Genomic DNA, 26977 nt, shown 5'->3' with positions numbered 1-26977 from the left:
CCCAACGGGAGGGGACGGGCCGGAGGGGCCTTGTTCGTGGACGTAAAGCGTCAGCAGTCCACGAACAAGGCCCCGGAGGCCCGTCACCGCACCCACCACAAACCCAGCCCGCCGCAGGCGCAACGGCGACCAAGCCCCGCGCCGCCGCAGACAACTACGTGCGGCGCGCCGCAAAGCGCACAACGGCGAGGCGCCCCGCGGCGGGAAAGACAGCTACGTGGGAGGCGCCGCAAAGCGCAACGGCGAGCAACCCCCACGGCGGGAAAGCCAAGTACGTGGGGCCATATAACATCCGCATGTGTCGTACACGAGTTTCGTAGCCATAGGTGACAGCTTCACCGAAGGAATGTCGGACGGGCTTCCCGACGGCTCCTACCGTGGTTGGGCCGACCTGCTCGCCGTGCGGCTGGCGGCGCGGACGCCGGACTTCCGGTATGCCAACCTCGCGGTGCGCGGCAAGTTGATCGGGCAGATCCTGGACGACCAGTGCGGCCCGGCCGCGTCGATGGGGGCGGACCTCGTGACGCTGGTGGGCGGGCTCAACGACGTGCTGCGCCCGAAGTGCGACGTCGCGCGGGTGTGCGCGCAGCTGGAGACCGCGGCCGAGCTGCTGGTGAAGGGCGGCGGGCGGCTGGTGCTGATGCGCAGTCCGGGCCGCCAGGGGCCCGTACTGGAGCGCTTCCGGCCGCGGATGGAGCAGCTCTTCGCGCGGATCGACGAGATCGCCGCGCGGCACGGCGCGCTGGTCGTGGACCTGTACGCGTCGAAGGCGCTGGCCGACCCGCGGATGTGGGCGGACGACCGGCTGCATCTGAACGCCGAGGGGCACCGCCGGGTGGCCGAGGCGGTCTGGCAGGCGCTCGGGCTGCCCGCCGAGTCGGACTGGGACGCCCCGCTGCCGGCGGCCGCACCGCCGGGCTGGCGGGCCCGGCGGGCCGCGGACCTGCGGTTCGCGCGCGAGCACCTCGGGCCCTGGATAGGGCGGCGGCTGACCGGCCGTTCCTCGGGGGACGGCCGGCTGGGCGCCCATGTGAGTCCTGAGCTGGGGACGGCCTTCTGGGTCGGCCCGGCGGACCACACGGACCCCGGCCCGGTGACCGCCTGGGTCCCGGTCGGGGCGTAACGCAGGCGCGGTCACCGGCCACCGCACGGGCCGGAGGCGGGCGGCGTGCGGAATACTGCCGGGCACAAGTGCGGGCACGGGGTGGGGGTAGTGGGTGCGACCGTTGACCAAGGGCGATCCGCAGCGGATTGGACCGTTCCGGATCGTCGGGCTGCTCGGGGGCGGCGGGATGGGCCGGGTGTATCTCGGCCGTGCGGCGGACGGGCGGACGGTGGCGGTGAAGACCGCGCGGTCCGAACTCGCCGACGACCGGGGTTTCCGGACGCGTTTCGCCCGTGAGGTGGCCGCCGCCCGGCGGGTGGGCGGGCCGTTCGTGGCGCCGGTGGTCGACGCCGCGCCGCATGACGACGTGCCGTGGATGGCGACCGACTACGTGCCGGGTGTCTCGCTGACCGATGCCGTGCACGACGGCGGGCCGCTGCCGGAGCCGGCGGTGCGGCTGCTGACGGCGGGCCTGTTGCAGGCCCTGGCGGCGGTGCACGCGCACGGCCTGGTACACCGCGACCTCAAGCCGTCGAACATCCTGCTCACGGCCGAGGGACCGCGGGTGATCGACTTCGGCATCGCGTACTCGGCCGCGGACACCGCTCTGACGATGACCGGTACCGCCCTCGGCACGCCGGGGTTCATGGCGCCCGAGCAACTCGTCATGACGGGCCGGACGTCACGGGCGCGGCGGACGTGTTCGCGCTCGGCGGGGTGATGGTGTTCGCGGCGACCGGCGGCGGCCCGTACGGGAGCGCCGAGCCGCAGATCCTGATGTACCGCACCGTGCACGAGGAACCGCGGCTGGACGGGCTGCCGGACGGGCTGCGGGAGGTGGCGGCGGCCTGCCTGGCCAAGGAGCCGGAGCAGCGGCCCGCGCTGCCCGCCCTGATGGCGCGGGTGGGCCCGGCCGGCCCGTACGGCGACTGGCTGCCCGCCCCCGTTGCCGACCGGCTCCGCCGTCTGTCCGCGCAGCTCGCCGACCCCCGGTCGCCGGACGCCCACGTTCCGCGGCCCGGGGCCCAGGCGCCGGCCGGCGTCCCGTTCGACCAGCTGCCGACCCGTACGACGCCGGACGGCCCGCCGCCCCCGCCGTCGCCCGGCGCGACGCCGGCCTGGCCCGCGCACACCGCCACGCCCCCGCCGCCCGCCTCCCCGGGACCGAGCCGGCGCCGGTTGCTCGGCGCGCTGTCCGTGGTGGGGGGTCTGGCCGGCACCGGGGCGCTGGGCTGGGCGCTGTGGCCGCAGGGCGGGGACCGCGCCAGTGGTGAGAACGCCGGGGGCCGGCCCGTTGTCTCTCCGGAACCGTCCGGCCGGTTGCCGCAGGAGATCCTTGACAAGGGCAGGATCACCATCGGCTCGGACATCGCCTACGCGCCCATGGAGTTCGTCCGGGACGGCAGGCCGGCCGGAGTCGACGTCGAGATCGCGAACGCCCTCGGACGCGCACTGGGGGTGCGCGTCGCCTTCGAGAACACCGTCTTCGACTCCCTGCTCGCCGGCCTGGCCGCGGGCCGTTTCGACCTGGTCATGTCGGCGCTGGCCGACACCAAGGACCGGCAGCAGGGGATCGCGGACGGAACGAAGACCGGCAGCGGCGTCGACCTGGTCGACTACTTCAGGGCCGGGCTCGTGCTCGTGGTCCGCAAGGGTGACCCGGAGGGCATCCGGAAGCCCGCGGACCTGGCCGGCCGGACGGTCGCCGTCCAGCGTGGCTCCCTCGCCCGGGACTACGTGGACGAGCTGGGCCGGAAGGTCGCCAAGGGGCCGCGGATCCGGGAGTTCGAGTCGCAGGCGGAGGTCTACGACGACGTCGCCAAGGGCCGTTCGTCGGCCTGTCTGGACGACTTCCCGGTGGCGGCGCACACCGCCGCCACGCTCTCGGGCGGCGGCGTCCTCGCACTCGTCGGCGAGCAGATCGAGCCGCTGCTCTACGGCATCGCGGTGGCCAAGAACCGCGCGGCGCTGCGGGACGCGGTGCGCGGAGCCCTCGACCGGCTGATCAGGAGCGGCGAGTACGCGAAGATCCTCAAGAACTGGTACGTCGAGGACGGCGCGGTGGAGCGGGCGGCCGTCAACGGGGGCCGGTAGCGGGGCCGGCCGGCGCCTGTAGGAACGCACAGCCGGGACCGGGGCGCTGGCCTGCGCGAATCGCCAGTAGACTCTGACCACGTGACTGCTGTGTCTGCGAAGCCTCGCATCCCCAATGTTCTGGCCGGCCGCTACGCCTCCGCGGAGCTGGCCGTGCTCTGGTCCCCCGAGTACAAGGTCAAGCTGGAGCGGAAGCTGTGGCTCGCCGTGCTGCGTGCGCAGAAGGACCTGGGGGTGGCGGTCCCCGAGGAGGCGCTGGCCGACTACGAGCGGGTCCTGGAGGACGTCGACCTGGCGTCGATCGCCGAGCGCGAGAAGGTCACCCGGCACGACGTGAAGGCGCGGATCGAGGAGTTCAACGCGCTGGCCGGGCACGAGCAGGTCCACAAGGGCATGACCTCCCGCGACCTGACCGAGAACGTCGAGCAGCTTCAGGTGCGGCTGTCGCTGGAGCTGATGCGGGACCGCACGGTCGCCGTGCTGGCGCGCCTGGGTTCGCTGGCCGCCCAGCACGCCGAGCTGGTGCTGGCGGGCCGCTCGCACAACGTCGCCGCGCAGACCACGACGCTGGGCAAGCGGTTCGCGACCGCGGCGGACGAGCTGCTGGTGGCGTACGCGCGCCTGGAAGATCTGCTCTCCCGTTACCCGCTGCGCGGCATCAAGGGCCCCGTGGGGACCGCGCAGGACATGCTGGACCTGCTGGGCGGTGATGCGGCGAAGCTGGCCGAGCTGGAGCAGCGGATCGCCGCGCACCTCGGCTTCGGGCAGGCCTTCACGTCCGTCGGTCAGGTCTACCCGCGCTCGCTGGACTACGACGTGGTCACCTCGCTGGTGCAGCTGGCGGCCGCGCCCTCGTCGCTGGCGAAGACGATCCGGCTGATGGCCGGGCACGAGCTGGTCACCGAGGGCTTCAAGCCCGGCCAGGTCGGCTCGTCGGCGATGCCGCACAAGATGAACACCCGCTCCTGCGAGCGCGTCAACGGCCTGATGGTGATCCTGCGGGGCTACGCCTCGATGGCCGGTGAGCTCTCCGGTGACCAGTGGAACGAGGGCGACGTGTCCTGCTCCGTGGTGCGCCGGGTGGCCCTGCCGGACTCGTTCTTCGCGCTGGACGGGCTGCTGGAGACGTTCCTGACGGTGCTCGACGAGTTCGGTGCGTTCCCCGCCGTCGTCGCCCGTGAGCTGGACCGTTACCTGCCGTTCCTCGCCACGACGAAGGTGCTGATGGGCGCGGTCCGCGCCGGGGTGGGCCGCGAGGAGGCCCACGAGGCGATCAAGGAGAACGCGGTGGCGTCGGCGCTGGCCATGCGTGAGCAGGGCGCCGAGCGGAACGAGCTGCTGGACAAGCTGGCGGCGGACGCCCGGATTCCGCTGGACCGGGCGCAGCTGGACGCGCTGATGGCGGACAAGCTGTCGTTCACCGGTGCGGCCGCCGACCAGGTGGCGTCGGTCGTGGCCCGGATCGAGGAGATCGCCGAGCAGCACCCGGAGGCCGCCGGCTACACCCCGGGCGCGATCCTCTGACCCGGGAGTCATGAGGTGCGTTTCACCCCGGAGGAGCTGCAGGCCGCTCGTGACCGCCTCGTCCCGGACGTGGCGGCGAGCGGTCTGCGGGTCCTCTTCTGCGGGATCAACCCCGGGCTGATGTCGGCGGCGACCGGCCACCACTTCGCCCGGCCCGGCAACCGGTTCTGGCCGGTGCTGCACGCCGCCGGCTTCACGCCGCGGCGGCTGCGCCCCGATGAGCAGGAGGAGCTGCTCGCGCACGGGGTCGGGATCACCAATGTCGTCGCGCGGGCGACCGCGCGGGCGGACGAGCTGACCGCGGAGGAGTTCCGCGAGGGCGGCCGGCTGCTGGCGGAGAAGGTGGCCCGGCTGCGGCCGCGCTGGCTCGCCGTCGCCGGGGTCACGGCCTACCGCGTCGCCTTCGACGACAAGCGCGCGACAGTCGGGCCGCAGGCTCGTACGCTGGGGGAAACGCGGATCTGGGCACTCCCCAACCCCAGCGGACTGAACGCCCATTGGACGCCGGTGACGATGGCGGAGGAGTACGGGCGGCTGCGCGCCGCGGCGTTCGCGGAGGACCAGGACGCATAGCGGGTCCCGCCTTCCGGGACCGGGTGGCGGGCGGACGGCGGGCGTTCGGCCAACCGTCATCCTGAAGGCGTGTACATGTCACCTCGGTGGCTCTACTCTGTCGCCGCCCGTGCACGCCCCCACTCTTCCGTACGGAGGCAGTCGTGCCCACTCCGTCCTCCTTGCCCTCCCCCGTCCCCTCCCCCTCCGCCGCCGGGTCCGCGGCGGACCACCGCGGCCGCCGCTCGCGCCGCCACAAGCTCACCGCGCTAGCCGGGGCGTTCGGCCTCGCCGTCGCCGGACTCGGCATCTGGGCCGGCAACGGCTTCGGCGCCGAGGCCGCCGCGGCCGGGGTGCCCAGCCCCGACCACGTGGTCGTGGTGGTCTTCGAGAACCACGCCTACAACCAGGTGCTGGGCAGCTCCAGCGCCCCGTACATCAACTCCCTGGCCGCCGGCGGCGCCAGCCTCACCGCCTCGTACGCCGAGACCCACCCCAGCCAGCCCAACTACTACGCGATGTTCTCCGGCGACACCCAGGGCGTCACCGACGACAGCTGCGTCACCCCCGGTTTCAGCTCAGCGGCCAACCTCGCCTCCGAGGTGACCGCGGCCGGCAAGTCCTGGGCCAGCTACAACGAGTCGCTGCCGGCCGAGGGCTCCACCACCTGCCGGAGCGGCAAGTACGCGCAGAAGCACAACCCCTGGTTCGGCTTCAGCAACGTGCCCACCAACACGGCGCACACCTTCGACGCGTTCCCCACGGACTTCAGCACCCTGCCGACCGTGTCGTTCGTCGTGCCGAACCTGTGCGGCGACATGCACGACTGCTCGGTCTCCACCGGTGACACCTGGCTGAAGAACCACCTCAAGAGCTACGCGGACTGGGCCAAGACCCACAACAGCCTGCTGCTGCTCACCTTCGACGAGGACAACCGCCTCAGCGGCAACCGCATCCCGACCGTCCTGTACGGCCAGCCGGTGCAGCCCGGCTCCACCTCGGGCACCACCTACAACCACTACGACATGCTGCGCACCCTTGAGGACATGTACGGCACCTCGCACGCCGGGAAGGCCGCCGACGCCAAGGACATCACCGGCGTCTGGGCGAACTGAGGTGTACCTCGCGGACAGCCGCGCCACCCCCACGACGGCCGGCCCGGGCGCACGCCCGGGCCGGCCGGTCCGGGCCGCGGTCCCCGGCACCGTCCTCGTCCTGGGCACCGTCAGCCTGATCACCGACGTCTCCTCGGAGATGGTCACCGCCGTCCTGCCGCTGTACCTCGTCGCCGAACTCGGCCTGTCCCCGCTCGGGTTCGGGCTGCTGGACGGCCTGTACAACGGCGTCGGCGCGCTCGTCCGGCTGGTCGGCGGGCGGGTCTCGGACCGCGGCGGGGGCGGCGGCCACAAGGTCGTCGCGGTGGTCGGGTACGGTCTCTCGGCCCTGTGCAAACCGCTGTTGCTGCTCGTGCACACGCTGCCGCTGATCGGTGCCGTGCTGGCCGTCGACCGCACCGGCAAGGGGCTGCGCACCGCACCGCGCGACGCGATGATCTCGCTCGCCGGCGAACCGGCGGTCCGCGGCCGGGCGTTCGGCGTGCACCGGGCGATGGACACCGCCGGCGCGCTGCTCGGCCCGCTGGTCGCCTTCCTCGTGCTGCGCGCCGCGGCCGGGGGGTACGACGCTGTGTTCACGTTCAGCGGCTGTGTGGCCGCGCTCGGCGTGGCCGTCCTGGTGCTCTTCGTCCCGGCCCGGATCCGGCCCTCCGCACCGGACACCACCGAGGCCGCCGGCCGGTTCCCGTCCCCGGCACACGGCTCGCTCCCGTCCCCGGCGCACGGCCCGGCGTCGCCCACCCCGCCGCGCGACGCCGCGTCCGCCCGTCCGCGGGGCCCGGCGTCCGCCCCTCCGCTGCGGCCGTTGTTGCGGCTGCCCGCGCTGCGCCGGCTCACCGGCTGCGCCGTGCTGCTCGGTCTGACCACGGTCAGCGACTCCTTCCTGTACCTCACCCTCCAGCACCGGCTCGGGCTGTCCGGGGCGTGGTTCCCGCTGCTGCCGCTGGGCACCGCCGCGGCCTTCCTGCTGCTGGCCGTGCCGCTGGGCGCGGTCGCGGACCGGTGGGGCCGCCGCCGGCTGTTCCTGCTCGGCCATCTCGCGCTGCTCGGCGCCTACGGGGTGCTGCTCGCGCCGTTCGCCGCCTCGCCGGTGCTGACCGGCCTGGTCCTCGTCCTGCACGGGGGCTTTTACGCGGCCACCGACGGTGTGCTCGCCGCGGCCACCGCCGACGCGGTGCCGGACGCCTGGCGCGGCAGTGGGCTGGCGGTGGTGCAGACCGGCCAGGCCGCGGCCCGCTTCGGCTGCTCGCTGGCCTTCGGCGCCGCCTGGACCGCCTGGGGCGACCGCTGGGCGCTCGCCCTCGCCGCGGCCGGTCTGGCACTTGCCGCAGCTATCAGCGCCCGGCTGCTGCGCGCCACCTCCGGGGCCGACGCCACTCGGCCCCCGGCCGATGTCACCCCCACACCTTCGGAGCCCGCCCCGTGAGCCGTACCGCCCGCCTCCTGGTCCTGCTCGTCACCGTCCTCGTCCTCGGCGGGATCGCGGTCGGCGCGACCCTGCACGCCGCCGGGCGGGCCGCCGAGAAGGACCGCCCCCAGGCCGGCGGCCCCGCGGTCGCCTCCGGGACAGTACGGCTGAGCGATCCGCACCGCGTGCTCTTCCGCAACCTGGCCTGGGGCCCGCACCGCGACGAGATCGCCGCGGTGCGGGCCGGCGGACCCGCCGGCCCGCGCACCGCCTCCGGCGTCCGCTGCCTGCGCTTCCACGCGGCCGCCGGCACCGGCATCTGCCTGCAGGCCGTGCACGGCGAACTCCGCGACACCTACCGGGCGGTGGTCCTCGACGACCGGCTGCACGAGCGGCGCCACTACGGTCTGGCCGGCACCCCGACCCGGGCCCGGGTCTCCCCCGGCGGCCGCACCGTCGGCTGGACCGTCTTCGTCAGCGGCGACTCCTACGCGGGCACCGCCTTCTCCACCCGGACCTCGATCCTCGACACCCGCACCGGACATCTGGACGCCAACCTGGAGACCTATGCGCTGTCCGTCGGCGGACACCGGGTGCACGCGGCCGACGTCAACATCTGGGGCGTCACCTTCGCCGACGACGACCACTTCTACGCCACCGCCGCCACCGGCGGGCAGACCTACCTCGTCCGCGGTGACCGCACCGCCCGTACCCTGCGCGCGCTGCACGGCAACGTCGAATGCCCCTCGCTGTCGCCCGACGGCACCCGCATCGCGTACAAGAAGCGGGTCACCGGCGCCGATCCGGACGCCCCCTGGCGGCTGTACGTGCTCGATCTGCGCACGCTGCACGAGACCGCGACCGGGGAGCACCGCAACATCGACGACCAGGCGGTCTGGCAGGACCGCCACACGCTGGTCTACGCGCTGCCGGGCGACTACGGCGCCGATCTGTGGACCGTCCCCGCCGACGGCTCGGGCACCCCGCACCGGCTCGCCAGCGCCGCGCTCGCCCCGGTCTTCCCTCACTGACCGCCGGCCGACCGCGCCACCTCCTCCTCCCCCACCGCCACCAGCAGCTGCAACGGCAGCTCCCGGCCGCCCTGTCCGACGCCGACGCCTATCCACCGGCCCGCCACCCGCCAGCCGTACATCCGCGGCACGAAACCGCACAGGGTGTCCAGCGGCGGCCGCACCGGCAGCCCCTGCGCCGTCCGCTCCAACGCGCCTTCCAGGTCCAGGACTTGGGGCTCGCCCCACCGTAAGGACAGCGCCTGCACCAGTGCGGTCAGCGCGGCCTCGAACTCCTCCTCGGCCTCCGCCAGCTCGGTGTGGTCCGCGTCCCAGAAGTCCCCACTGACCCGCAGGTCCGCCATGTGGAAGCCCGGCCCGCTCCCGGCCGGCGCGGAGCCGACCCGCTGCGCCGGGAACTCCTGCAGGCGCAGCCGGTCGATGGTCGTCAGCTGCTCGTCAAGCGTCATACCGTCAGTAAAGCGCGGGGGTCTGACATTTGGCCGTGCGCCCGGCGGCAGACCGGCTCCCACCAGCCCTCGACCTCCTCGTCCGGCCTCCCCCTGCACCGGGAAGCGCCTCCCTCACCGGTCAACGTCTCCCCCACCAGAGGGAGGCGACGCCCGGTCGCGCGCTGGCACGATGACGGCGTGACCGTCCCGTTCGCCTTTGTCGTCCGCCGGCTCGGCCGGCCCGTCACGTACACCCGCTGGCTGCACCTGCTCATGGCCACGGTCGCCGGGGTGCTGGCCGGTTTCCTGCACCCGCAGACGTTCCGGACGGGCGGCTGGGAGACCTGGCTGTGGATCGCGGTGCTGCCGGTGCCCCTGGTCCTCGCGGCCGCCCTGGTACCCGTGGTCCGGCGGATCGAGGGCCTCCAGGCCCAGCTGCTGCTGACGCCCGGCCCGCACGGCCCGGTGCAGCGGGCCGCGTCCGGTATCTCCACCACCCCGGCGGCCCGCCGGCGCGATCGCGTCCGCACCGCCGGATGGCTGCTGCTGCGGCTGGAGACGGGTGTGGCCGTGACCGCCCTGACCGTCCAACTGCCCGTCCTGGTGGTCGCGTTCGCCATGGCGGCGGCCGGCCGGCCCAGCCATCTGAGGGGTCTGCCGGCCATCGAGGCGCCCCACTGGTGGTACGGCCTGTTCGTGCCGCTCCCCCTCGTGCTGCTCCTGGCCGTGGTCCTGGCGGCGGGGTCGCTGATGGCCCGTGCCGCGCGGCTGTTGCTGGGCCCCTCGGCGGCCGAACGGCTGGCCGCGCTGGAGGCCCGTACGGAGCGGCTGCTGGCGCACAACCGGCTGGCCCGGGAGCTGCACGATTCGATCGGGCACGCGCTGACCGTGACCGTGGTGCAGGCGGGGGCGGCCCGGGCCGCCGGGGCGCCGGAGTTCACCGACCGGGCGCTGGAGGCCATCGAGGAGACCGGGCGGCAGGCGCTCGGCGAGCTGGAGCGGGCCCTCGCGCTGCTGCGCGAGGACGCACCGCGGCCGGCCGACCGGCCCCTGCTCACCGAGGCCGAGCGGCTGCTGGAGTCCGCCCGGGCCGCCGGCTGCACGGTCGGCGCCGAGTTCAGCGGCCCGCTGGCGGACCTGCCCGGGCCGGTCTCCCGGGAGGGGTACCGCATGGTGCAGGAGGCCCTGACGAACGTACTGCGGCACGCGGGTCCGGTGCCGGTGTCCGTCCGGATCGCGGCCGGCGGCGGTGTGCTGGAACTGGACGTCCGCAATCCGCTGCCCGCCGCCCCGGCGGGCCCCGGCAGCGGCGGCCGTGGCCTGCGCGGCATCCGCGAACGCGCCGCACTGCTCGGCGGCGAGGCCCGCACCGGCCCGGCGGACGGCGCATGGCAGGTGAGCGTCCGCCTGCCGCTGCCCGTTCGACCGCGCCTCCCCTAGGGTGGTCCGGTGCCGATATCCGTACTCCTGGTCGACGACGAGCCGCTGGTGCGCGCCGGGTTGCGCGCCGTTCTGGAGGCCCAGGCCGACATCGAGGTGACGGGTGAGGCGGCCGACGGGGCCGCCGTGGTCCCGCTGGTGCGGCAACTGCGGCCGGACGTGGTCGCCATGGACGTACGGATGCCGCTGCTGGACGGGATCGAGGCGACCCGCGCGGTGCTCCGGACGGTCACCGACCCGCCGCGGATCCTCGTCATCACCACCTTCGAGGCGGACGAGTACGTCTACGAGGCACTGCGCGCGGGTGCGGACGGCTTTCTGCTCAAGCGGTCCCGGCCGGCCGAGATCGTGCACGCGGTGCGGCTGGTCGCGGAGGGTTCCTCGCTGCTGTTCCCGGCGTCGCTGCGGGCCATCGCCGCGGAGCGGGTGAGCGACCGGGCCCGGTCGGAGTTCGAACGGGCCGCGCTGACGGGCCGGGAGCGGGGGGTGCTGCGGCTGATGTGCCGCGGCCTGTCGAACGCGGAGATCGCCGCGGAGCTGGTGGTCGGGGCCGAGACGGTCAAGACGCACGTCAGCGCGGTGCTGGCCAAGCTGGGTGCCCGGGACCGCACCCAGGCCGTGATCGCCGCCTACGAGTCCGGGTTCGTGACGCCGGGAACGGTCGGGTAGCGGGGGCCGGCGCCTGCCGCGGCCCCGGGCGGGGCTCGCCGCACACCGTCTGACCGGCTACGATCCGCCACACAACGGAAAGCTAGGGAGACGGACGTTGGGGCGGCTCACCGGCGGGGACCCCTCGCTGCTGCGACGGATCAACTCCGCGGTGGTGCTGGACGCGCTGCGCGCCGCGGACGCCGCCACGCTCACCCATCTCGTCCAGGTGACGGGCCTGTCGCGGCCCACGGTCGAGGGCGTGGTCGAGGGGCTCATCGAGAGCGGTCTGGTCGTGGAGGTGCCCGCCGAGGAGGGTGAGGCGCGCCGCCAGGGCCGCCCGGCCCGCCGCTTCCGGTTCCGTACCGAGGCCGGTCATCTGCTGGGCATCGAGATCGGGCCGCACCGCATCGTGGCGCTGCTGTCGGATCTGAGCGGCCGGGTGCTGGACACCGCGCAGCGCCCCGTCGAGGAGGGCGCTCCGGCCGATGAGCGGCTGGACCGGGTGCGGGCCGTGGTGGCCGATCTGCTGCGGCGCACCGGCGTGCCGCGCCGGGGCCTGCGGGCCGTCGGCGTGGCCAGCCCCGGCATCGTGGAGGCGGACGGCACGGTACGGCTGGGCACCGCGCTGCCCGGGTGGACCGGGCTGCCGCTGGGTGACCGGCTGCGGCGGTCGTTCCGCTGTCCGGTGCTGGTCGAGAACGACGCCAACGCGGCGGCGGTGGCCGAGCACTGGCAGGGCGCGGCGACCGGTTCGGACGACCTCGTCTTCGTGCTGGCGGGGCTCAGTCCGGGTGCCGGTTCGCTGATCGGCGGGCGGCTGCACCGCGGGTTCGGCGGCGCGGCCGGGGAGATCGGCGCGCTGCATCTGCTCGGGCGGGAGGCGACCCCGGAGGCGCTGCTGTCGACGACCGGGAAGCCGCTGCATCCGCTGGACGAGGCGCAGGTCGCGGCGGTGTTCGCGGCGGCCGGGCGGGGTGATGCGCGGGCCCGGGACGCGGTGGACCGGTTCGTCCGGCGGCTGGTGCACGACGTCGCCGCGCTGGTGCTGGCGCTCGATCCCGAGCTGGTGGTGATCGGTGGGTGGGCGACCGGGTCGGCCGGCGTACTGGAGCCGCTGCGCGCGGAGTTGGCGCGTTATTGTCTGCGGCCGCCGCGGGTCGTCCTGTCCCAGCTGGGCGAGGCGGCGGTGGCGACCGGCGCGCTGCGGCTGGCGCTCGACCACGTCGAGGGGGAACTCTTCGCGGTGGAGGGGACCGTGACGGCCCGTCGGTGAGCCGTCACCCTTCCCCGGCGTACGGTCAGCCCGCGAGGGCCATCGCGTCGCGCTCGCCGAACGTCAGCCGGCAGGTGTCCGCGCGGTATGTGGACACCGCGACCGCGGTCGGGCGTCCCCCGGAGACATAGCGGGTGGTGACGACGAGAACGGGCGCGCCCGGGAGCCGGTCGAGCTGCTTGGCGTCCTCGGCCCGGGCCGAGCCCAGCTCGACGGTGCGGTCCTGGCCCTCCAACTCGCGCTCCTGGAGTGCGCGCAGCACGGCACGGGCGCGGCCGGGGGCGCTGAGCGCGGCCGCCGCGTCGTATCCGGGGACCGCGGCCGCGGGGACGTACAGCAGCTCGGCGGCGACCGGGCGGCCGTCGGTGACCCGGCTGCGGCGCACGACGTGGACCGGCTCGCCGGGGGCGGTCTCCAGCAGCCGCGCCACGTCGGCCGGGACGGTGTCGCTCTCGGCGGCGTCGACCGGCTGCCAGTCGTCGCCGGGGGCGCCGGGCCAGGTGTGCCGGACGGAGTCGACGGCGACGTCGGCGCGCGGCGGGGCGACGGTGGTGCCGACGCCGCGGCGGCGCTGGAGCCGGCCCTCCAGCTCCAGCTGTTCGAGCGCCTGCCGGAGCGTGGCCCGGGCGACCCCGAACCGGGCCGCCAGATCACGCTCGTTGGGCAGAACCTCACCGACCGCGAACTCCGAGTCCAGCGCCTGGCTGAGCACGGTCTTGAGGTGCCAGTACTTCGGCTCCGGCACCGTGTCGAGCTGCGTGGTCCCCACCCTGTCCTCCGCACTGGCGGCTGCCCGCGGGGCAGCGCCCCCTGGGATCCGGGCCCGCACACGGGCCCTGCACGACGGCCCGTCCGCGCACCCTTTATGAGCGCTTCTTTATTAAAGGTTGTTGCAGTATCCCGACGATATGGCCGCCCCCACCCTTGGTCAAGACCAATCCCGCCACCGAATTCACCAAGCGCCGCGCGCCAAGGAGGCCCCCGGGACGCCCGGCCTGCGGGCCACGCCGGCCACGGGGGCCACGGCTCAAGGGGTGGCCAGCGCCCCGAGCTTGTCGGGGTTGCGCACGATGTACACGGTCCGGATCCGGCCGTCCTGGACGCCGAGCTGGATGACCGTGTCCGGGACGCCGTCCAGGTGGAGCAGCACCGCGGGCCCGCCGTTGAGGTCGCACAGGCGGAAATCCAGGCCGGCCGGCTGGGACTTGGCGACGCCGAGGAGGAAGCGGGCGACCTTGTCGGCGGACTCGATGATCCGCAGCGGCGCCTTGGCCTTGCCGCCGCTGTCGCCGACCAGCCGGGCGTCCGCCGTCAGCAGGCTCAGCAGTCCGGCCAGGTCGTCACCGGCCGCCGCGGCGAGGAACCGCTCGGTCAGATCGCGCTGCCGCTCCGGGTCGACCTCGTAGCGGGGCCTGCCCTCCTCGACGTGGCGCCGGGCCCGGCCCGCCAGTTGGCGCACCGCGGCCTCGCTGCGGTCGAGGACCGCGGCGATCTCCGCGTAGGGGTAGCCGAACGCCTCGCGCAGGACGAACACCGCGCGTTCCAGGGGGGAGAGCGCTTCCATGACGACGAGCACCGCGAGGGTGACGGTCTCGGCGAACACCGCCCGCTCCGCGCCGTCCGGCGGGCTCCCGGCGGCGTCCGTCGCCAGCGGCTCGGGCAGCCAGGGCCCCACGTAGGACTCCCGCCGCGACTGGACCTGGCGCAGCCGGTCGATGGCCAGCCGGGTGGTGATCCGGATGAGGAAGGCGCGCGGCTCGCGGACCTCGGCGCGGTCCGCGCCGGCCCAGCGCAGCCAGGCGTCCTGCACCACGTCCTCGGCGTCGGCCACCCGGCCCAGCATCCGGTAGGCCACCCCGAACAGGACGGGCCGGTGTTCCTCGAAGACCTCGGTCGCGGTATCGCTTCGCACCCGCCCATCCCACCCGGCGATCCGGCCGTTGTCCAGCGGAAACGGCCCGGTGCGAGGCACACCACTGCCCCGGCGGGCCGGGCCGGCGCGGTGGGCTGCGGCGCGTACGGGGAGCGTCATCGTCGTGGCGGAGTCCTGGCGGTCGCCCCGCCGGCTTGCGACCATGACCCGGGGCCGGCCGCTCCCGTGGGCCGGGATACCCGTACACCACCCGTGAACCCCTCTGCGTTCACCGGGAGTTCGACTGCGGGGCATCGAACAGCGATACGAACGGGTCGTCAGTGAGTCGGTCGAGGCATGGAGGTTGGACATGGCGCAGGGATCCGGCGGCGGCTGGGGGCGACGGGCGGTGTTGCGGGGCGCGGCGGCGGGTTCCGCGGCGCTGGCGCTGCCCGCGCTCACCGGGGCCGCGCCCGCACTGGCCCGCGGCGGCCGGCCGAGCGCCGACTGGGGCGTGCAGGTCGGCGATGTGACGACGTCCTCGGGTCTGGTGTGGGTGCGGTCCGACCGGCCGGCCCGGATGGTGGTGCAGACCGCTGCGACCGAGTCGTTCCGCAACGCCCGTAGCTGGCGCGGTCCGGTCCTCGGGGCGGGCACGGACTTCACCGGCGTCACCGGGCTGCACGGCCTGCCGCCCGGCGAGCAGATCCACTACCGGGTGCTGCTGGCCGACCCGGACGACCCGCGGCGCACCGGCGAGCCGGTGACCGGCACCTTCCGTACCGCCCCCGAGGGGCGCCGCTCCGATGTGCGGTTCCTCTGGTCGGGTGATCTGGCCGGCCAGGGCTGGGGCATCAACCCGGATCGCGGCGGCTACCGCATCTACGAGGACATGCGGCGCCGGAACCCGGACTTCTTCCTGTGCAGCGGCGACAACATCTACGCCGACAACCCGATCACCGAGCGGGTGACGCTGCCGGACGGCCGGATCTGGCGGAACATCACGACCGAGGAGAAGTCGAAGGTCGCCGAGACGCTCCAGGAGTTCCGCGGCGCGTTCCGCTACAACCTGCTGGACGAGAACCTGCGCCGCTTCAACTCCCAGGTCCCGACGATCACGCAGTGGGACGACCACGAGGTGCACAACAACTGGTACCCGGGGCAGCTGCTCGACGACGACCGGTACACCGAGAAGCGCACGGACGTGCTCGCCGCGCGGTCGCTGCGGGCCTTCGCCGAGTACTTCCCGATCCGTACGCTGCGGCCGAATGACGGGGGTACCTCCCGGTCGAGCGAAGCCGAGAGTGGGGAAGGCCGGGTCTACCGGGTGGTGCACCACGGCCCGCTGCTGGACGTCTTCGTGCTGGACATGCGGCGTTACCGCAACGCCAATTCGGCGGACCGGCAGACCGACGACCCGCAGGGCATCCTCGGGGCGGAGCAGCTGCGCTGGCTGAAGCGGGAGCTGTCCCGCTCGCGTGCGGTGTGGAAGGTGATCGCCTCGGACATGCCGCTGGGACTGGTCGTCCCGGACGGCAGGACGAACTTCGAGGCGGTGGCGCAGGGCGATCCGGGCGCTCCGCTGGGGCGGGAGCTGCAGCTGGCGGAGCTGCTGCGGCACATCAAGCACGCCCGGGTGACCGGCACGGTGTGGATCACCACGGACGTGCATTACACCTCGGCGCAGCACTACGCGCCGGAGCGGGCGGCGTTCCAGGACTTCGCGCCGTTCTGGGAGTTCGTGTCGGGGCCGTTGAACGCGGGCGGTTTCCAGGCCGTGAAGCTGGATGGAACGTTCGGCCCGGAGCAGGCGTTCATCAAGGCACCGGACCGCGCGAACGTCTCCCCGGCGGAGAGTCCGCAGTACTTCGGCGAGATCGACATCGACGGGGGAAGCGGGGAGCTGACGGTGCGGCTGCGCCAGGAGGGCGGCGACGTATTGTTCAGCAAGGTGCTCCAACCCGGACAGGTAGGGCAGTAGGGACCAATGCCCCGATTGCACCTTTTACCCGTCGGACACAATGTGTTGGCGACCAGGCAACACCTGTCGGCAAGGCTTGTGTGCATGACTGAAGCAACCTCTGCCACATCGTCCCGCCGTCACCATTGGCGGCGGGAGCTCGTCGAGCTGGCGGCGCTGTTCACGGCCGTCGCGGTGGCCGACGCGGTCGCCGACACCGTCGCGCACGGCCCGTCCGGGCCGGGGCTGCTGTGCGCCTTCGCGGTGGCCCTGCTCGCCACGGCGGGCTTCCACGTCTGGTGGTCACGGCGCCACGACCACGCCCCGCCGCCGACCGATACCGGCGCCACGGCGCCGTCCCCCACCGGCGCCGCCCCCCGGGCCGCCGGCCGGGAGACGACGCTGTGGCGGATGCGGACCACGGTCCGCGACGAACCGGGCAGCCTGGCCGCGCTGTGCACGGCACTGGCCGCCCGGCAGGTGGACATCCTCAGCCTGCAGACCCATCCGCTGTCCGAGGGCACCGTCGACGAGTTCCTGCTGCGCGCGCCGGCCCCGCTGACGCCCGCGGAGCTCACCCGCACGGTGACCGGCGCCGGCGGCTCCCGGAGCTGGCTGGAGCGGGCCGATGCGCACGACCTCGTCGACGCACCGACCCGGATGCTCGGGCTGGCGACCCGTACGGCCCTGGATTCCGCCGAACTCCCGTTGGCACTGCGGCAGTTGCTGGGGCGCTGCACGATCCACTCGGTGCCCGCCCGGTCACTGACCGGGCAGCCGCTCGCCGAGCAGGTGCCCGCGGAGGGCGTGCTGGAGGACCATGTGATGAAGTTCCGTGACCCCTGGGGGGGCTCACTCACGATCGAAAGGCCGCAGTTGCCGTTCACCCCCACCGAGTTCGCCCGGGTGCGGGCGCTGGTCGAGCTGGACGCCCGGCTGGGCCAGCGGGTGCCGCCGCGGCGGGACGTGCTGACCCTGCCCGAGGGCAACGAGATCACCGTCCGCCGGGCCGGCCCCGCCGATCTGGCCGCGGCCCGCGAGATGCACGACCGCTGCTCGACGCGGACCCTCGCGCTGCGCTACCACGGCCCGGTCGGGGACGCGGACCGCTACCTCGCCCATCTGCTCAGCCCGCGCTTCGGCCGCACGCTGGCGGTGGAGACCGCGTCCGGCCGGCTGGTGGCGCTCGGCCATCTGCTCTGGGACGGCGACGAGACCGAGGTCGCCCTGCTGGTCGAGGACGCCTGGCAGCAGCGCGGCATCGGCGCCGAGCTGCTGCGCCGGCTGGTGGCGATGGCGGCCGAGACCGGCTGCGAGAGCGTGTACGCGATCACCCAGGCGTCCAACACCGGCATGGTGGCCGCGATGCGCGGCCTCGGTCTGCCGCTGGACTACCAGATCGAGGAGGGCACGCTGGTGATCACGGCGCGCCCGGCCGGCCCGCCCGCCCGGCGGGAGCCCCGCGAGACCGTGCACATCCAGGACGCGACCGGCCGCCGCTGAGGCGGGGCCGCGGCCCACGGTCCGGCCGGGTGGCGCGCACACCCGGCCGGCCGCCCGCCGGGCCCGCGAAGGCAATGACGGCGTAAAGTGACAGGAACGTATGGGCTGTTGATGGTGACGCGGCGGGCCGATCCGTACGAGGATGGGCCGCATGCCCCACACCACTACTCCCGCGAGCGGTCCACTGCCCCGCCAGGTCGCCGACGCCTACGTCGACGCGCTCGTCGAGCTGAACCCCATCATCGGCACCTACCTCGGCATTCCCGAGAGCTCCGGCAAGCTCCCCGACTTCTCACCGACGGGCCTGGAAGCGGTGGCCCAGCTCGCCCGTACGACGCTGGAGAAGCTCAGCGAGGCGGAGGCCCGGCCGGGCGCGGAGCACCCCACCGAGAAGGTCTGTGCGCGGCTGCTGCGCGAGCGGCTGACCGCCGAGCTGGCGGTGCACGAGGCGGGTGAGGGCCTGCGGGCGGTCAGCAACCTCAGCTCGCCGCTGCACCACGTCCGCGAGGCGTTCACGCTCACCCCGTCCGAGACCGAGGAGGACTGGGCGGCGATCGCCCAGCGGCTGCGGGCGGTACCGGCCGCCCTGGAGGGCTACCGCGCCGCCCTGGACGCCGGCCGCAAGCGCGACCTGCCCGCCGGTCCGCTCCAAGTCACCACGGTCATCGGCCAGTTGGACGAATGGATCGGCACCGACCGCAGCTGGTTCGCCGAGTTCACCGACCCGGGCCCGGAGAAGCTGCGCGCCGAGCTGGCCGAGGCCGCCGAGGTGGCCACCGGCGCGCTGGTGGAGCTGCGCGACTGGTTCCGTGACGTCTACGCCCCGGCCATCGCCGGCGCACCGGACGTGGTGGGCCGGGAACGCTACGCCCGTCTCGCCCGCTACTACAACGGCGCCGACGTCGACGCGGACGAGGCGTACGCGTACGGCTGGTCGGAGTTCCACCGGCTCCTGGCCGAGATGAACAAGGAGGCGGAGCGGGTACTGCCCGGCGCGAGGACGCCGTGGGAGGCGCTGGCCTGGTGCGACGAGCACGGTGAGGCGATCGAGGGGGTCGAGGAGACCCGGCAGTGGCTGCAGTCGCTGATGGACGAGGCGATCGACGCCCTGGACGGCACGCACTTCGAGCTCGCCGAGCGGGTGCGCCGGGTGGAGTCCAGGATCGCCCCGCCCGGCAGCGCCGCCGCCCCGTACTACACCCAGCCGTCGTTGGACTTCTCCCGCCCCGGCCGCACCTGGCTCCCGACCATGGGCGAGACCCGCTTCCCGGCGTACGACCTGGTCTCGACGTGGTACCACGAGGGCGTGCCCGGCCATCACCTCCAGCTGGCGCAGTGGGCGCACGTCGCCGATTCGCTCTCCCGCTACCAGACGACGGTGGGCATCGTCAGCGCCAACGCCGAAGGCTGGGCGCTGTACGCCGAACGCCTCATGGACGAGCTGGGCTTCCTGACGACGCCGGAGCGCCGGCTGGGCTATCTGGACGCGCAGATGATGCGGGCCATCCGCGTCATCATCGACATCGGCATGCATCTGGAGCTGGAGATCCCGGCGGACTCACCGTTCCACCCGGGCGAGCGGTGGACGCCGCAGCTGGCCCACGAGTTCCTGGCGGGCCACTGCAGCCGCCCGGCCGACTTCGTGGAGAGCGAGATCATCCGCTATCAGGGCATGGCCGGCCAGGCGATCGGCTACAAGCTCGGCGAACGCATCTGGCTCCAGGGCCGCGAGGCCGCCCGCGCCCGCCACGGCGCCGACTTCGACCTGAAGTCCTGGCACATGGCCGCGCTCTCCCAGGGCTCCCTGGGCCTGGACGACCTCCTGAGCGAACTCTCGGCTCTCTGAGGGGAGTTCGCGCCGCGCCGGGGTCCGGGGCCGGTACGTGACCACCCGGTCCGGTACGGGAGTGCCGGGCCCGTACCGGAACCGACGGGTCCCGGCGCCCGGCGCGCGCCCGGACCGCTCAGCAGCCGCAGTCCGCCGCGCCGACCGGGGCCGTCAGCGGGTCGGCGGGCCGGGTTTCGGTGCCCTGCCAGGTCTCGGTCGGGTAGCCCTCGCGGATCCAGTACTCGATGCCGCCGAGCATCTCCTTGACGCGGTAACCGAGCCGGGCCAGCGCGAGGGCGGCGCGGGTGGCGCCGTCGCAGCCCGGGCCCCAGCAGTACACGACGACCGGCACCGCCGGGTCGAGCAGCTGCGGGGCGTCCGCGGGGATCCGGGCGGTGGGCAGGTGGACGGCGCCGGGGACGTGGCCCTGGTCCCAGGCGGCGGTGCTGCGGGAGTCGACCACGACGAAGTCCGGGGCGCCGGCCGTGAGGGCGGTGTGCACATCGGCGACGTCGGTGTGGAAGGCGAGCCGCGCGGCGAAGTAGGCGGCGGCGTCCGCCGGGGCGGCCGGCGGGGTGGCGAGGACGGGGCTGGGGGCGGCGGCCGGGGACGGCTCGGCGGGGCGGGGCTGCTGAGTGATCATGGCGGTAAATCTATGGTCCGCCACGGCGGCCGAGAAGTGACGATCCCCGGCGGAAACCTTGCCGAGCCGGGGATTCCACTGCTAGACAGCGCAGATGACCGGATATTCCCCCGACGCCACCGACTGGCGCATCCTCGACGTCCTGCAGCGCAACGGCCGCGCGGGCTACGCCGAGCTGGCCCGCGCCGTGAACATGTCCGCCAGTGCCGTCACCGAGCGGGTCCGGCGGCTGGAGGAGGCCGGGGTGATCTCGGGGTACGCGGCGGTGGTCGACCCGGAGCGGATCGGACTGCCGGTGCTGGCCTTCGTACGGCTCCGCTACCCGAACGGCAATTACAAGCCGTTTCATGATCTGCTGGAGACGACGCCGGAGATCCTGGAGGCGCACCACGTCACGGGCGACGACTGCTTCGTGATCAAGGTGGCGGCCCGTTCCATGAAGCATCTGGAAGAGGTGTCCGGGCGGATCGGCGCGCTCGGCGCGGTGACCACCAGCGTGGTGTACTCGTCGCCGCTGCTGCGCCGCCCGGTCGGCCACTGACCGAGGCGCCCCGCCCTCCCCCGGGGCTCAGTGCCGCAGGTGGTGCCGTACCGCCGAGCCGGTGCGGGCCTTGACGACCTCCAGCTGGGCGGGGATGCGGGCCTTGAGGTCCGCGACATGGCTGACGATGCCGACGCTGCGGTCGCGTTCGCGCAGCGAGTCCAGGACGTCCAGGACCTCGTCGAGGGTCTGCTCGTCGAGGCTGCCGAAGCCCTCGTCGATGAAGAGGGTGTCCAGCCGGGTGCCGCCGGCCTCGTCGGTGACGACGTCGGCGAGGCCGAGGGCCAGCGCGAGCGAGGCGAAGAAGGTCTCGCCGCCGGAGAGGCTGGCGGTGTCCCGCTCGCGGCCGGTCCAGCCGTCGATGACGTGCAGCCCGAGCCCGGAGCGGCGGGTGCCGCCGGCCCGCTCGTCGGAGTGGACGAGGGTGTAGCGGCCGGCCGACATCCGGTGCAGCCGGGCGCTGGCGGCGGCCGCGACCTGTTCGAGCCGGGCGGCCAGGACGTACGACTCCAGCCGCATCCGCCGCTCGTTCTCACCGGACGTGCCGGCGGCCAGGGCGGCGAGCCGGGCGATGCGGTCGTGGGCGGCGCGCGCCGGGGCCAGCGCCCGGGCGTCGGCCTCGGCGCGCGCGGAGAGCCGGTCGAGTGCGGCGGCGCGGTCCTCGGCGGCGGCGTGGGCCGTGGCGGCGGTCCGCAGCCGTGCCGCCGCCTGCTGGTGGGCGGCCTGGGCGGCGTCCGGGTCCGCGGGCGGCAGGACGGACGCGGCGGACACCTCCGGGTCGGCCAGTTCCGCCTCGGTCGCGGCGGATTCCCGCTGCTGGTCGTCGAGCCGCTGCTGCAGGGCCCGCCACTCGTCGTCCCGCAGCAGTGCCCCGGCGACCTCCTGCGGGGTGTCGAACCCGGCGCGGTAGGCGGCGTCGGAGAGCGCGGCGTCGGCCTCCTTGAGCCGCTCGGCGCAGGAGTGCGCCGTACGGGACGCCTCGGCCGCGGCGGCCAGCCGGGCCACCTGCCGCTCCAGGTGCCCGGCCCGCTCGGCGACGCTCGCGCAGTCCGCGCGGGCCCGGGTCAACTCCTCGTCCAGGGACGCTCGTTCGGCGTCCAGTGCCTCGCGGCGGGAGGTGCGGGCGGCGGCCCGGCGCTCGGCCTGCTGCTGCTCGGTGCGGCGCCGTTCGTGCTCCCGCTCGGCGCGTTCGAGCGCCTCGCGGGCGGCGTGCAGATCGGCGCCTCGGGCGTGCTCACGGGCCAGCTCGGCCCGCAACTCCTCGACCTGCGCGATGAGTTCGGCCACCGGGGCGTCCCCGGCGGTGGCGGCGGCGCCGGCCAGTTCCTCCTTGGCCGACTGGCCGCGCTGCTCGGCCTGCCGGCGGGCGTCCTCGGCCCGGCGGTACGCGGCCAGAGCGGCTTCCTCGGCGGCGCGGTCGACGTGGCCGGCGCCGGCCCGGGCCGGTGCCGGGTGCTCGGTGGCACCGCACACCACGCAGGCCGTGCCGTCCGTCAGCCCCGCCGCGAGCTCGGCGGCGATCCCGCGCAGCCGCCGGTCCTTGAGGTCGAGCCAGTGCTCATGGGCGGCCGCGGACTCCTCACGTGCGGTGAGCAACTCCTGTTCCGTGGCGCGTACTTCTTCGGCGAGCCGGTCGCGACGGCGGGCCGCGGCGAGCCGTTCGGCGGCCGGTTCCACGCGGGCGGCGAGCTGCTCGGCGCGGGTGGCGGCCTCCTGGGCCGCCTCGATGCGCTGCTGGTGGGCGCGGCGGGCCCGGTCCCACTGGGCGAGCCACTCGTCGGCGTCCAGCAGGGTCTGCTCGTCGGCGCGCGCCTCGCGGTCCAGTGCGCCCCGTTCCGTACCGATCTCGGCGGCCCGCCGCTCGGCCCGCCGGGCCGCCCCGAGCGAGCCCAGTTCCTCCCGCAACTTTCGCTCGTGGAGGGCGAGTTGGTCGCCCGCGGCGTCGGTGAGCTCCGGCGGCAGGAGGCCGCGGCATTCCGCGTCGGCGCGCCGGGCGGCGTCCAGGTCGCGTCCGGCGGCGTCGCGCAGCGCCAGCGCGGGCGCCACCTCCGCGGCGGCGCGGGCCCGGGCCAGCCTCGCGCGGGTCTCCTCCCGTTCCGTGGCCCGGGCCTCGATCGCATCGGCCCGGCGGCGGGCGTCCGCGTACCGCTGCTGGAGCCGGTGCCGTTCGCGGGCCTCCGCCAGCCGGCCGGCCGCGGTCCGTTCGGTCTCCTCGGCCCGGTGCAGCGCACAGCGGGCGATGTCCAGCCGCTCCCGTGCGGTCACCCGGGCGACGGTGGCGACGGCCAGCACCGCGTCCGCGAATCCCGGCTCGCCCGGCCCGGGTACGTCCGACTCCGCGCGGGCGGCCCCGGTGCCGCGTCCGGCCCGCCCGGCCGTGCCCGCGGTACGCCGTCCGGCGGCGCCGCCTTGTGCCGGGACCGCGGCCGCCGTACGCCGGCCGGGGTCCGCGGCGGGCAGCAGTCCCGCGAAGACGGCGGCGTCGCCGGTTTCCGCGTCCGCGGTCCCGCCGGCCGCCTGTGCCATCCGGTGCGCCAGCGCCAGCAGCCGTTCGTCGCCCGCCGCGACCTCGTCGGCGGCGGCCCGGCGGCGCGCGGTCAGCTGCTCCTCCAGCGCGGCGAACCGGCGGGTGTCGAAGAGCCGCCCCAGCAGCCGGGCGCGGGCCTCGGCGTCGGCCCGCAGGAAACGCGCGAACTCCCCCTGCGGCAACAGCACGACCTGGCAGAACTGCTCCTTGCTCATGCCGAGGAGCTGCCCGATCTCCTCCCCGATCTCCTGGTGCGAGCGGCTCAGCGCCTTCCAGTGCCCGTCGCCGCCGGCCGCCCGCTCCTGCGGCCCGGCCGGTACGAACTCCCGCAGCCGGCTCTGCGCCTTCTCCCTGGTCGTGCCGCTGCCGCGCTTCTTGGGCCGCGGCTGCTCGGGCAGCCGGGTGATCTCCAACCGGCGTTCCGCGACGGTGAGTTCGAGGACGACCTCGGTGAGGGTCAGTGGGTCGGCCAGGTCGCTGCGCAGTGCCTGGCCGCTCTGCCGCGCCCCGGGGACCGACCCGTACAGCGCGAAGCAGACCGCGTCGAGGACGGAGGTCTTGCCGGCGCCGGTCGGCCCGTGCAGCAGGAACAGGCCGTCCCGGGTGAGCCGGTCGAAGTCGACGGTCTGGGTGTCGCCGAACGGCCCGAAGGCGCTGACGGTCAGCCGGTGCAGCCTCATCGTGCCCCCTCGCCCGCCATCTCCTGGGCGCGCACCTCGTCGATCGCGGAGCTCAGTTCGGCCCGCTCGTGCGCGTCGGCCGCGCGACCGGACCGTACGTGTGCCACGAAGTCCTCGGCGATCTCCTGGTCGCTGCGGCCGCGCAGCCGCTGGGCGTACGAGGCCGACGAGCGGCCCGGCTCCTGGTCGGGGTCGAAGACCAGGCTGACCAGGTGCGGGAAGCGGCGGGCCAGCCGGGCCATGGGTTCGTGCGGGCGGGCGCTGTCGGTGAGCGTCGCCTCGACCCAGGAGTCCTCGTGCCCGGCCAGCGCCGGGTCGTCGAGCAGGTGCGCAAGCGGCCCCCGGATCCGGGCCAGCGGCCGCGGGACCGGGCAGTCCACCCGCTCCGCGTGCACCGCCCCGTCCGCGTCGAGCTCGACCAGCCACATCGATTTGCGGTGGGTGGCCTCGGAGAACGAGTACGCCAGCGGGGATCCCGAGTAGCGGACCCGTTCGGTGAGGGTCTGGCAGCCGTGCAGATGGCCGAGCGCGGCGTAGTCCACGCCGTCGAACACGGCCGCGGGGACGGAGGCGACGCCGCCGACGGTGATGTCGCGTTCGCTGTCGCTGACCGCGCCGCCGGTGACGAAGGCGTGCGCCAGCACCACCGAACGGGTCCCGGGCGGCCGGCCGGCGAGGTCGGCGCGCACCGTGTCCATCGCCGCGCCCAGCACCGCCGCGTGGTCGGCCCGGGGCGCGCCGAGGGCGTCGCGCACCATGGCGGGTTCGAGGTAGGGCAGGCCGTAGAGCGCGACCGGGCCGTGCGCGTCGTGCAGCAGCACGGGGGTGGCGCAGTCGGCCGGGTCGGTGCGCAGGTGTATGCCGGCCCGTGCCATGAGTCCCGAGCCGACGCCCAGCCGGCGGGCGGAGTCGTGGTTGCCGGAGATCATCACGGTCGGGACGCCGAGCTCCGCGAGCCGGTGCAGCGCCTCGTCGAAGAGCTCGACGGCGGCGAGCGGCGGCACGGCCCGGTCGTAGATGTCGCCCGCGACGAGTACGGCGTCGATCCCCCGGTCGTGCACCGTCGCGACGAGGTGATCGAGGAAGGCGCGCTGGGCGGTGAGCAGGCTTACCCGGTGGAAGGACCGGCCCAGGTGCCAGTCGGAGGTGTGCAGAAATCTCAACTATCCGCTCCGACCTGCACGATTCCCCTCCCGGTCCGTCCTGTGCGCCGTCCGGGGTCCGCCGGCCGGCCGTGCCCAGGGTAGCCGCCGGCGGCCCGCCGTCGGCTACCGGGCTCCGGCCGCGGGCGGCGTGGCGCGGTCCGTGCAGCGGACGTCGTGGGCCGGGCGGCGGCCGGTGGTGAGGAAGGTGGTGACCGTGCGGTCGCCGCAGGCGGTGCCATTGGTCAGGTAGGCGCCGTGGCCGCCGTGGTCGAGCGTGACCAGGCGGGCGCGGTCACCGAAGGCCCGCCGCATCTTCAGGGCACCGAAGTAGGGGGTGGCGGGGTCCCGGAGGTTCTGGAGCATCAGGACGTTGGACGGGCCGTCGTCGGTGATCCGCGTGGGCCGGGCGTCCGGCTTGTCCTTCCAGAAGGAGCAGGGCGTGATGTTCACCGGCATGCCGGCGGTGAGCGGGTGGCGGGCCCGGTCGGCGGCGACCGCGCGCCGGTGGGCGGGGACCGACGCCGGCCAGCGCACGTCGTTGCAGAGGGTCGCCATGATGCCGGTGGCGCCGGGGTCGGGCAGCGGCCGGGCCAGGTCGGCGGGCAGCTCCGGGCGGGCGGCGGGGTCCTGGGCCTGCCGGACGAGCCGGGCCAGCGGCGCGAAGAAGGTGTCGCTGTAGAGGGCGTTCTGCAGCGCCTGCCGCAGCACGTTGCCGGTCAGTGGCACGGACGGGGTGCTGGATTCCCTGGGCGCGCGGTCCAGCTTCGCGGCCAGTGCGACGAAGCGCGGGCGGACGTCCTCGGGGCGGGCGGCCAGCCGCAGGCCGTCCTTGTCGCGGGCCGGGTCGGCGGCCCAGGCCGCGAAGTCGGGGAACCGGTCGTCCGCGGCGGCCGACATGTTCGCCAGCCAGCCCCGCTCGACCCGCGCCGGGTCGGGGTCGCCGCTGCTGTCCAGTACCCAACGGTCGGTGTGCTGCGGGTACTTCTGGGCGTAGACGGCGCCCACGTAGGTCCCGTAGGAGACGCCCCAGGCCGAGAGTTTCCGCTCGCCGAGCGCCTGCCGGAAGCGGTCGATGTCGCGGACCTCGTTGGCGGTGGAGATGCCGCGCAGGACGGCGCCGCCGTTGCGGTGGCAGGCGTCGGCGACGCGCCGGGCGCGGGCCACGTTGTCGGTGATGTCGCCGTCCGGGGAGGGCCAGGAGCGCAGGGTCACCAGATAGCGGTCGGCGGGCGCCAGGCCGCAGCTCGCCGTGGTGCTGCCGCCCACCCCGCGCGGGTCCAGACCGACCAGGTCGTACGCCCCCGCCGTGGCCTTGCGCAGCGCCTCCCCCTTCTGCGTGAGCCGCTGCACCCCCGAGCCGCCGGGGCCGCCCGGGATCAGCAGCAGGGTGCCGCGCCGGGCCGCGGGCCGGTCGCTCGGGAGCCGGGACACCGCAACGGTCAACCGCGGGCCGTCCGGGTGCCGGTAGTCCACCGGGACGGCCAGGTCGGCGCACTCCTGCCCGGCGGGGCCGCCGGGCCGGGCACAGGGCCGCCAGGCGAGGGGGGTGGGCGCGCCGGTGGCGGCGGGGGCGGGGGCGGGCGGGGCGAAGCCGGTCAGGGTGGCCGCGACCGCCGTGGCGGAGAGGCTGAGGAGGAGGGCGCGTCGTGGGTAACTGGTCATGGGACAAGGGTG

General features: G+C 74.7%; 22 protein-coding genes. 15 read left to right on the top strand and 7 right to left on the bottom strand.

Annotated elements, in window-relative coordinates; all coding sequences use genetic code 11:
• The first annotated feature begins 298 nt into the window (after nucleotides 1-298).
• From ACGF4C_RS29000 to ACGF4C_RS28965, 8 genes are all read left to right on the top strand, one after another.
• Complete coding sequence (locus ACGF4C_RS29000; protein WP_393569958.1) at nucleotides 299-1123, top strand: SGNH/GDSL hydrolase family protein; 825 nt, start codon at nucleotides 299-301, stop codon at nucleotides 1121-1123.
• A 94-nt stretch (nucleotides 1124-1217) separates the two neighbouring features.
• Nucleotides 1218-1826 carry a serine/threonine-protein kinase gene (locus ACGF4C_RS28995; protein WP_393569956.1) on the top strand — a complete coding sequence of 203 codons (609 nt, stop codon included), beginning with the start codon at nucleotides 1218-1220 and terminating at the stop codon, nucleotides 1824-1826.
• Nucleotides 1805-3199, top strand: coding sequence for a transporter substrate-binding domain-containing protein (locus ACGF4C_RS28990; RefSeq protein ID WP_393569954.1), 1395 nt, complete (start codon nucleotides 1805-1807; stop codon nucleotides 3197-3199). Before ACGF4C_RS28995 ends, ACGF4C_RS28990 begins: the two co-directional genes overlap by 22 nt.
• A 90-nt stretch (nucleotides 3200-3289) precedes the next feature.
• Entirely contained in the window at nucleotides 3290-4723 is a 1434-nt protein-coding gene (gene purB / locus ACGF4C_RS28985; RefSeq protein ID WP_393569962.1) for an adenylosuccinate lyase, read from the top strand.
• 15 nt (nucleotides 4724-4738) lie between these two features.
• The gene (gene mug, locus ACGF4C_RS28980) at nucleotides 4739-5296 is read left to right on the top strand and encodes a G/U mismatch-specific DNA glycosylase (protein WP_030413620.1); all 558 of its coding nucleotides are present in this window, start codon (nucleotides 4739-4741) and stop codon (nucleotides 5294-5296) included.
• A 143-nt stretch (nucleotides 5297-5439) separates the two neighbouring features.
• The gene (locus tag ACGF4C_RS28975; RefSeq protein WP_393569951.1) at nucleotides 5440-6390 is read left to right on the top strand and encodes an alkaline phosphatase family protein; all 951 of its coding nucleotides are present in this window, start codon (nucleotides 5440-5442) and stop codon (nucleotides 6388-6390) included.
• Nucleotide 6391: 1 nt separating this feature from the next.
• Nucleotides 6392-7816, top strand: coding sequence for an MFS transporter (locus tag ACGF4C_RS28970; protein WP_393569949.1), 1425 nt, complete (start codon nucleotides 6392-6394; stop codon nucleotides 7814-7816).
• Nucleotides 7813-8829 carry a TolB-like translocation protein gene (locus tag ACGF4C_RS28965; RefSeq protein WP_393569947.1) on the top strand — a complete coding sequence of 339 codons (1017 nt, stop codon included), beginning with the start codon at nucleotides 7813-7815 and terminating at the stop codon, nucleotides 8827-8829. The genes ACGF4C_RS28970 and ACGF4C_RS28965 overlap by 4 nt, the downstream gene beginning before the upstream one ends.
• On the opposite strand, the gene ACGF4C_RS28960 is transcribed toward ACGF4C_RS28965, so the two are convergent.
• A complete protein-coding gene (locus ACGF4C_RS28960) occupies nucleotides 8823-9278 on the bottom strand; it encodes a hypothetical protein (RefSeq protein WP_393569945.1) in 456 nt (151 codons plus the stop codon). The two genes, ACGF4C_RS28965 and ACGF4C_RS28960, sit on opposite strands and share 7 nt — an antisense overlap.
• A 180-nt stretch (nucleotides 9279-9458) precedes the next feature.
• On the opposite strand from ACGF4C_RS28960, the gene ACGF4C_RS28955 reads away from it, so the two are divergent.
• The 3 genes from ACGF4C_RS28955 to ACGF4C_RS28945 all read left to right on the top strand — a co-directional run bounded on the left by ACGF4C_RS28955 (nucleotide 9459) and on the right by ACGF4C_RS28945 (nucleotide 12624).
• The gene (locus tag ACGF4C_RS28955; RefSeq protein WP_393569943.1) at nucleotides 9459-10700 is read left to right on the top strand and encodes a sensor histidine kinase; all 1242 of its coding nucleotides are present in this window, start codon (nucleotides 9459-9461) and stop codon (nucleotides 10698-10700) included.
• 9 nt (nucleotides 10701-10709) lie between these two features.
• The gene (locus ACGF4C_RS28950; RefSeq protein ID WP_393569941.1) at nucleotides 10710-11369 is read left to right on the top strand and encodes a response regulator; all 660 of its coding nucleotides are present in this window, start codon (nucleotides 10710-10712) and stop codon (nucleotides 11367-11369) included.
• A gap of 97 nt (nucleotides 11370-11466) precedes the next feature.
• Nucleotides 11467-12624: an ROK family protein gene (locus ACGF4C_RS28945; protein ID WP_393569939.1), complete on the top strand. Its 1158-nt coding sequence runs from the start codon at nucleotides 11467-11469 to the stop codon at nucleotides 12622-12624.
• Between the two features lie 25 nt (nucleotides 12625-12649).
• Here the strand turns inward: ACGF4C_RS28945 and ACGF4C_RS28940 are convergent, their stop codons facing one another.
• Nucleotides 12650-13393 carry a GntR family transcriptional regulator gene (locus tag ACGF4C_RS28940; protein ID WP_393569937.1) on the bottom strand — a complete coding sequence of 248 codons (744 nt, stop codon included), beginning with the start codon at nucleotides 13391-13393 and terminating at the stop codon, nucleotides 12650-12652.
• Nucleotides 13394-13651: 258 nt separating this feature from the next.
• Nucleotides 13652-14536 carry an RNA polymerase sigma-70 factor gene (locus ACGF4C_RS28935; RefSeq protein WP_393569935.1) on the bottom strand — a complete coding sequence of 295 codons (885 nt, stop codon included), beginning with the start codon at nucleotides 14534-14536 and terminating at the stop codon, nucleotides 13652-13654.
• A 310-nt stretch (nucleotides 14537-14846) separates the two neighbouring features.
• On the opposite strand from ACGF4C_RS28935, the gene ACGF4C_RS28930 reads away from it, so the two are divergent.
• The 3 genes from ACGF4C_RS28930 (at nucleotide 14847) to ACGF4C_RS28920 (ending at nucleotide 19785) form a co-directional block, all read left to right on the top strand.
• The gene (locus tag ACGF4C_RS28930) at nucleotides 14847-16457 is read left to right on the top strand and encodes an alkaline phosphatase D family protein (RefSeq protein ID WP_393569933.1); all 1611 of its coding nucleotides are present in this window, start codon (nucleotides 14847-14849) and stop codon (nucleotides 16455-16457) included.
• An 84-nt stretch (nucleotides 16458-16541) separates the two neighbouring features.
• Nucleotides 16542-17939 (top strand): GNAT family N-acetyltransferase, encoded by a 1398-nt coding sequence (locus ACGF4C_RS28925; RefSeq protein ID WP_393569931.1) that lies wholly within the window; start codon nucleotides 16542-16544, stop codon nucleotides 17937-17939.
• A 151-nt stretch (nucleotides 17940-18090) separates the two neighbouring features.
• The gene (locus ACGF4C_RS28920; protein ID WP_393569929.1) at nucleotides 18091-19785 is read left to right on the top strand and encodes a DUF885 domain-containing protein; all 1695 of its coding nucleotides are present in this window, start codon (nucleotides 18091-18093) and stop codon (nucleotides 19783-19785) included.
• A 118-nt stretch (nucleotides 19786-19903) separates the two neighbouring features.
• On the opposite strand, the gene ACGF4C_RS28915 is transcribed toward ACGF4C_RS28920, so the two are convergent.
• The gene (locus tag ACGF4C_RS28915; protein WP_393569927.1) at nucleotides 19904-20410 is read right to left on the bottom strand and encodes a rhodanese-like domain-containing protein; all 507 of its coding nucleotides are present in this window, start codon (nucleotides 20408-20410) and stop codon (nucleotides 19904-19906) included.
• Between the two features lie 94 nt (nucleotides 20411-20504).
• On the opposite strand from ACGF4C_RS28915, the gene ACGF4C_RS28910 reads away from it, so the two are divergent.
• The gene (locus tag ACGF4C_RS28910; protein WP_201810976.1) at nucleotides 20505-20951 is read left to right on the top strand and encodes an Lrp/AsnC family transcriptional regulator; all 447 of its coding nucleotides are present in this window, start codon (nucleotides 20505-20507) and stop codon (nucleotides 20949-20951) included.
• Nucleotides 20952-20978: 27 nt separating this feature from the next.
• Here ACGF4C_RS28910 and ACGF4C_RS28905 read toward each other — a convergent pair whose 3' ends face one another.
• The 3 genes from ACGF4C_RS28905 to ACGF4C_RS28895 form a co-directional block, all read right to left on the bottom strand.
• Entirely contained in the window at nucleotides 20979-24158 is a 3180-nt protein-coding gene (locus ACGF4C_RS28905; RefSeq protein ID WP_393569924.1) for an AAA family ATPase, read from the bottom strand.
• Nucleotides 24155-25321: an exonuclease SbcCD subunit D gene (locus ACGF4C_RS28900; RefSeq protein WP_393569922.1), complete on the bottom strand. Its 1167-nt coding sequence runs from the start codon at nucleotides 25319-25321 to the stop codon at nucleotides 24155-24157. The genes ACGF4C_RS28905 and ACGF4C_RS28900 overlap by 4 nt, the downstream gene beginning before the upstream one ends.
• A gap of 105 nt (nucleotides 25322-25426) precedes the next feature.
• Nucleotides 25427-26965, bottom strand: a complete 1539-nt coding sequence (locus ACGF4C_RS28895) for an alpha/beta hydrolase (RefSeq protein WP_393569920.1) — start codon at nucleotides 26963-26965, stop codon at nucleotides 25427-25429.
• Nucleotides 26966-26977: the final 12 nt, after the last annotated feature.

This window comes from Streptomyces sp. NPDC048197, from assembly GCF_043202395.1.
Taxonomy (GTDB): domain Bacteria; phylum Actinomycetota; class Actinomycetes; order Streptomycetales; family Streptomycetaceae; genus Streptomyces; species Streptomyces siderophoricus.
The sequence above is the reverse complement of the archived record's forward strand: the minus strand, read 5'-3'. Positions and strand labels throughout refer to the sequence as shown.

Bases quoted from the DNA above. Each gene is read 5' to 3' on its own strand.
- ACGF4C_RS28960 (WP_393569945.1), bottom strand. From the start codon at position 9,278: ATGACGCTTGACGAGCAGCTGACGACCATCGACCGGCTGCGCCTGCAG.
- ACGF4C_RS28930 (WP_393569933.1), top strand. From the start codon at position 14,847: ATGGCGCAGGGATCCGGCGGCGGCTGGGGGCGACGGGCGGTGTTGCGG.
- ACGF4C_RS28925 (WP_393569931.1), top strand. From the start codon at position 16,542: ATGACTGAAGCAACCTCTGCCACATCGTCCCGCCGTCACCATTGGCGG.
- ACGF4C_RS28920 (WP_393569929.1), top strand. From the start codon at position 18,091: ATGCCCCACACCACTACTCCCGCGAGCGGTCCACTGCCCCGCCAGGTC.
- ACGF4C_RS28915 (WP_393569927.1), bottom strand. From the start codon at position 20,410: ATGATCACTCAGCAGCCCCGCCCCGCCGAGCCGTCCCCGGCCGCCGCC.
- ACGF4C_RS28910 (WP_201810976.1), top strand. From the start codon at position 20,505: ATGACCGGATATTCCCCCGACGCCACCGACTGGCGCATCCTCGACGTC.
- ACGF4C_RS28905 (WP_393569924.1), bottom strand. From the start codon at position 24,158: ATGAGGCTGCACCGGCTGACCGTCAGCGCCTTCGGGCCGTTCGGCGAC.
- ACGF4C_RS28895 (WP_393569920.1), bottom strand. From the start codon at position 26,965: ATGACCAGTTACCCACGACGCGCCCTCCTCCTCAGCCTCTCCGCCACG.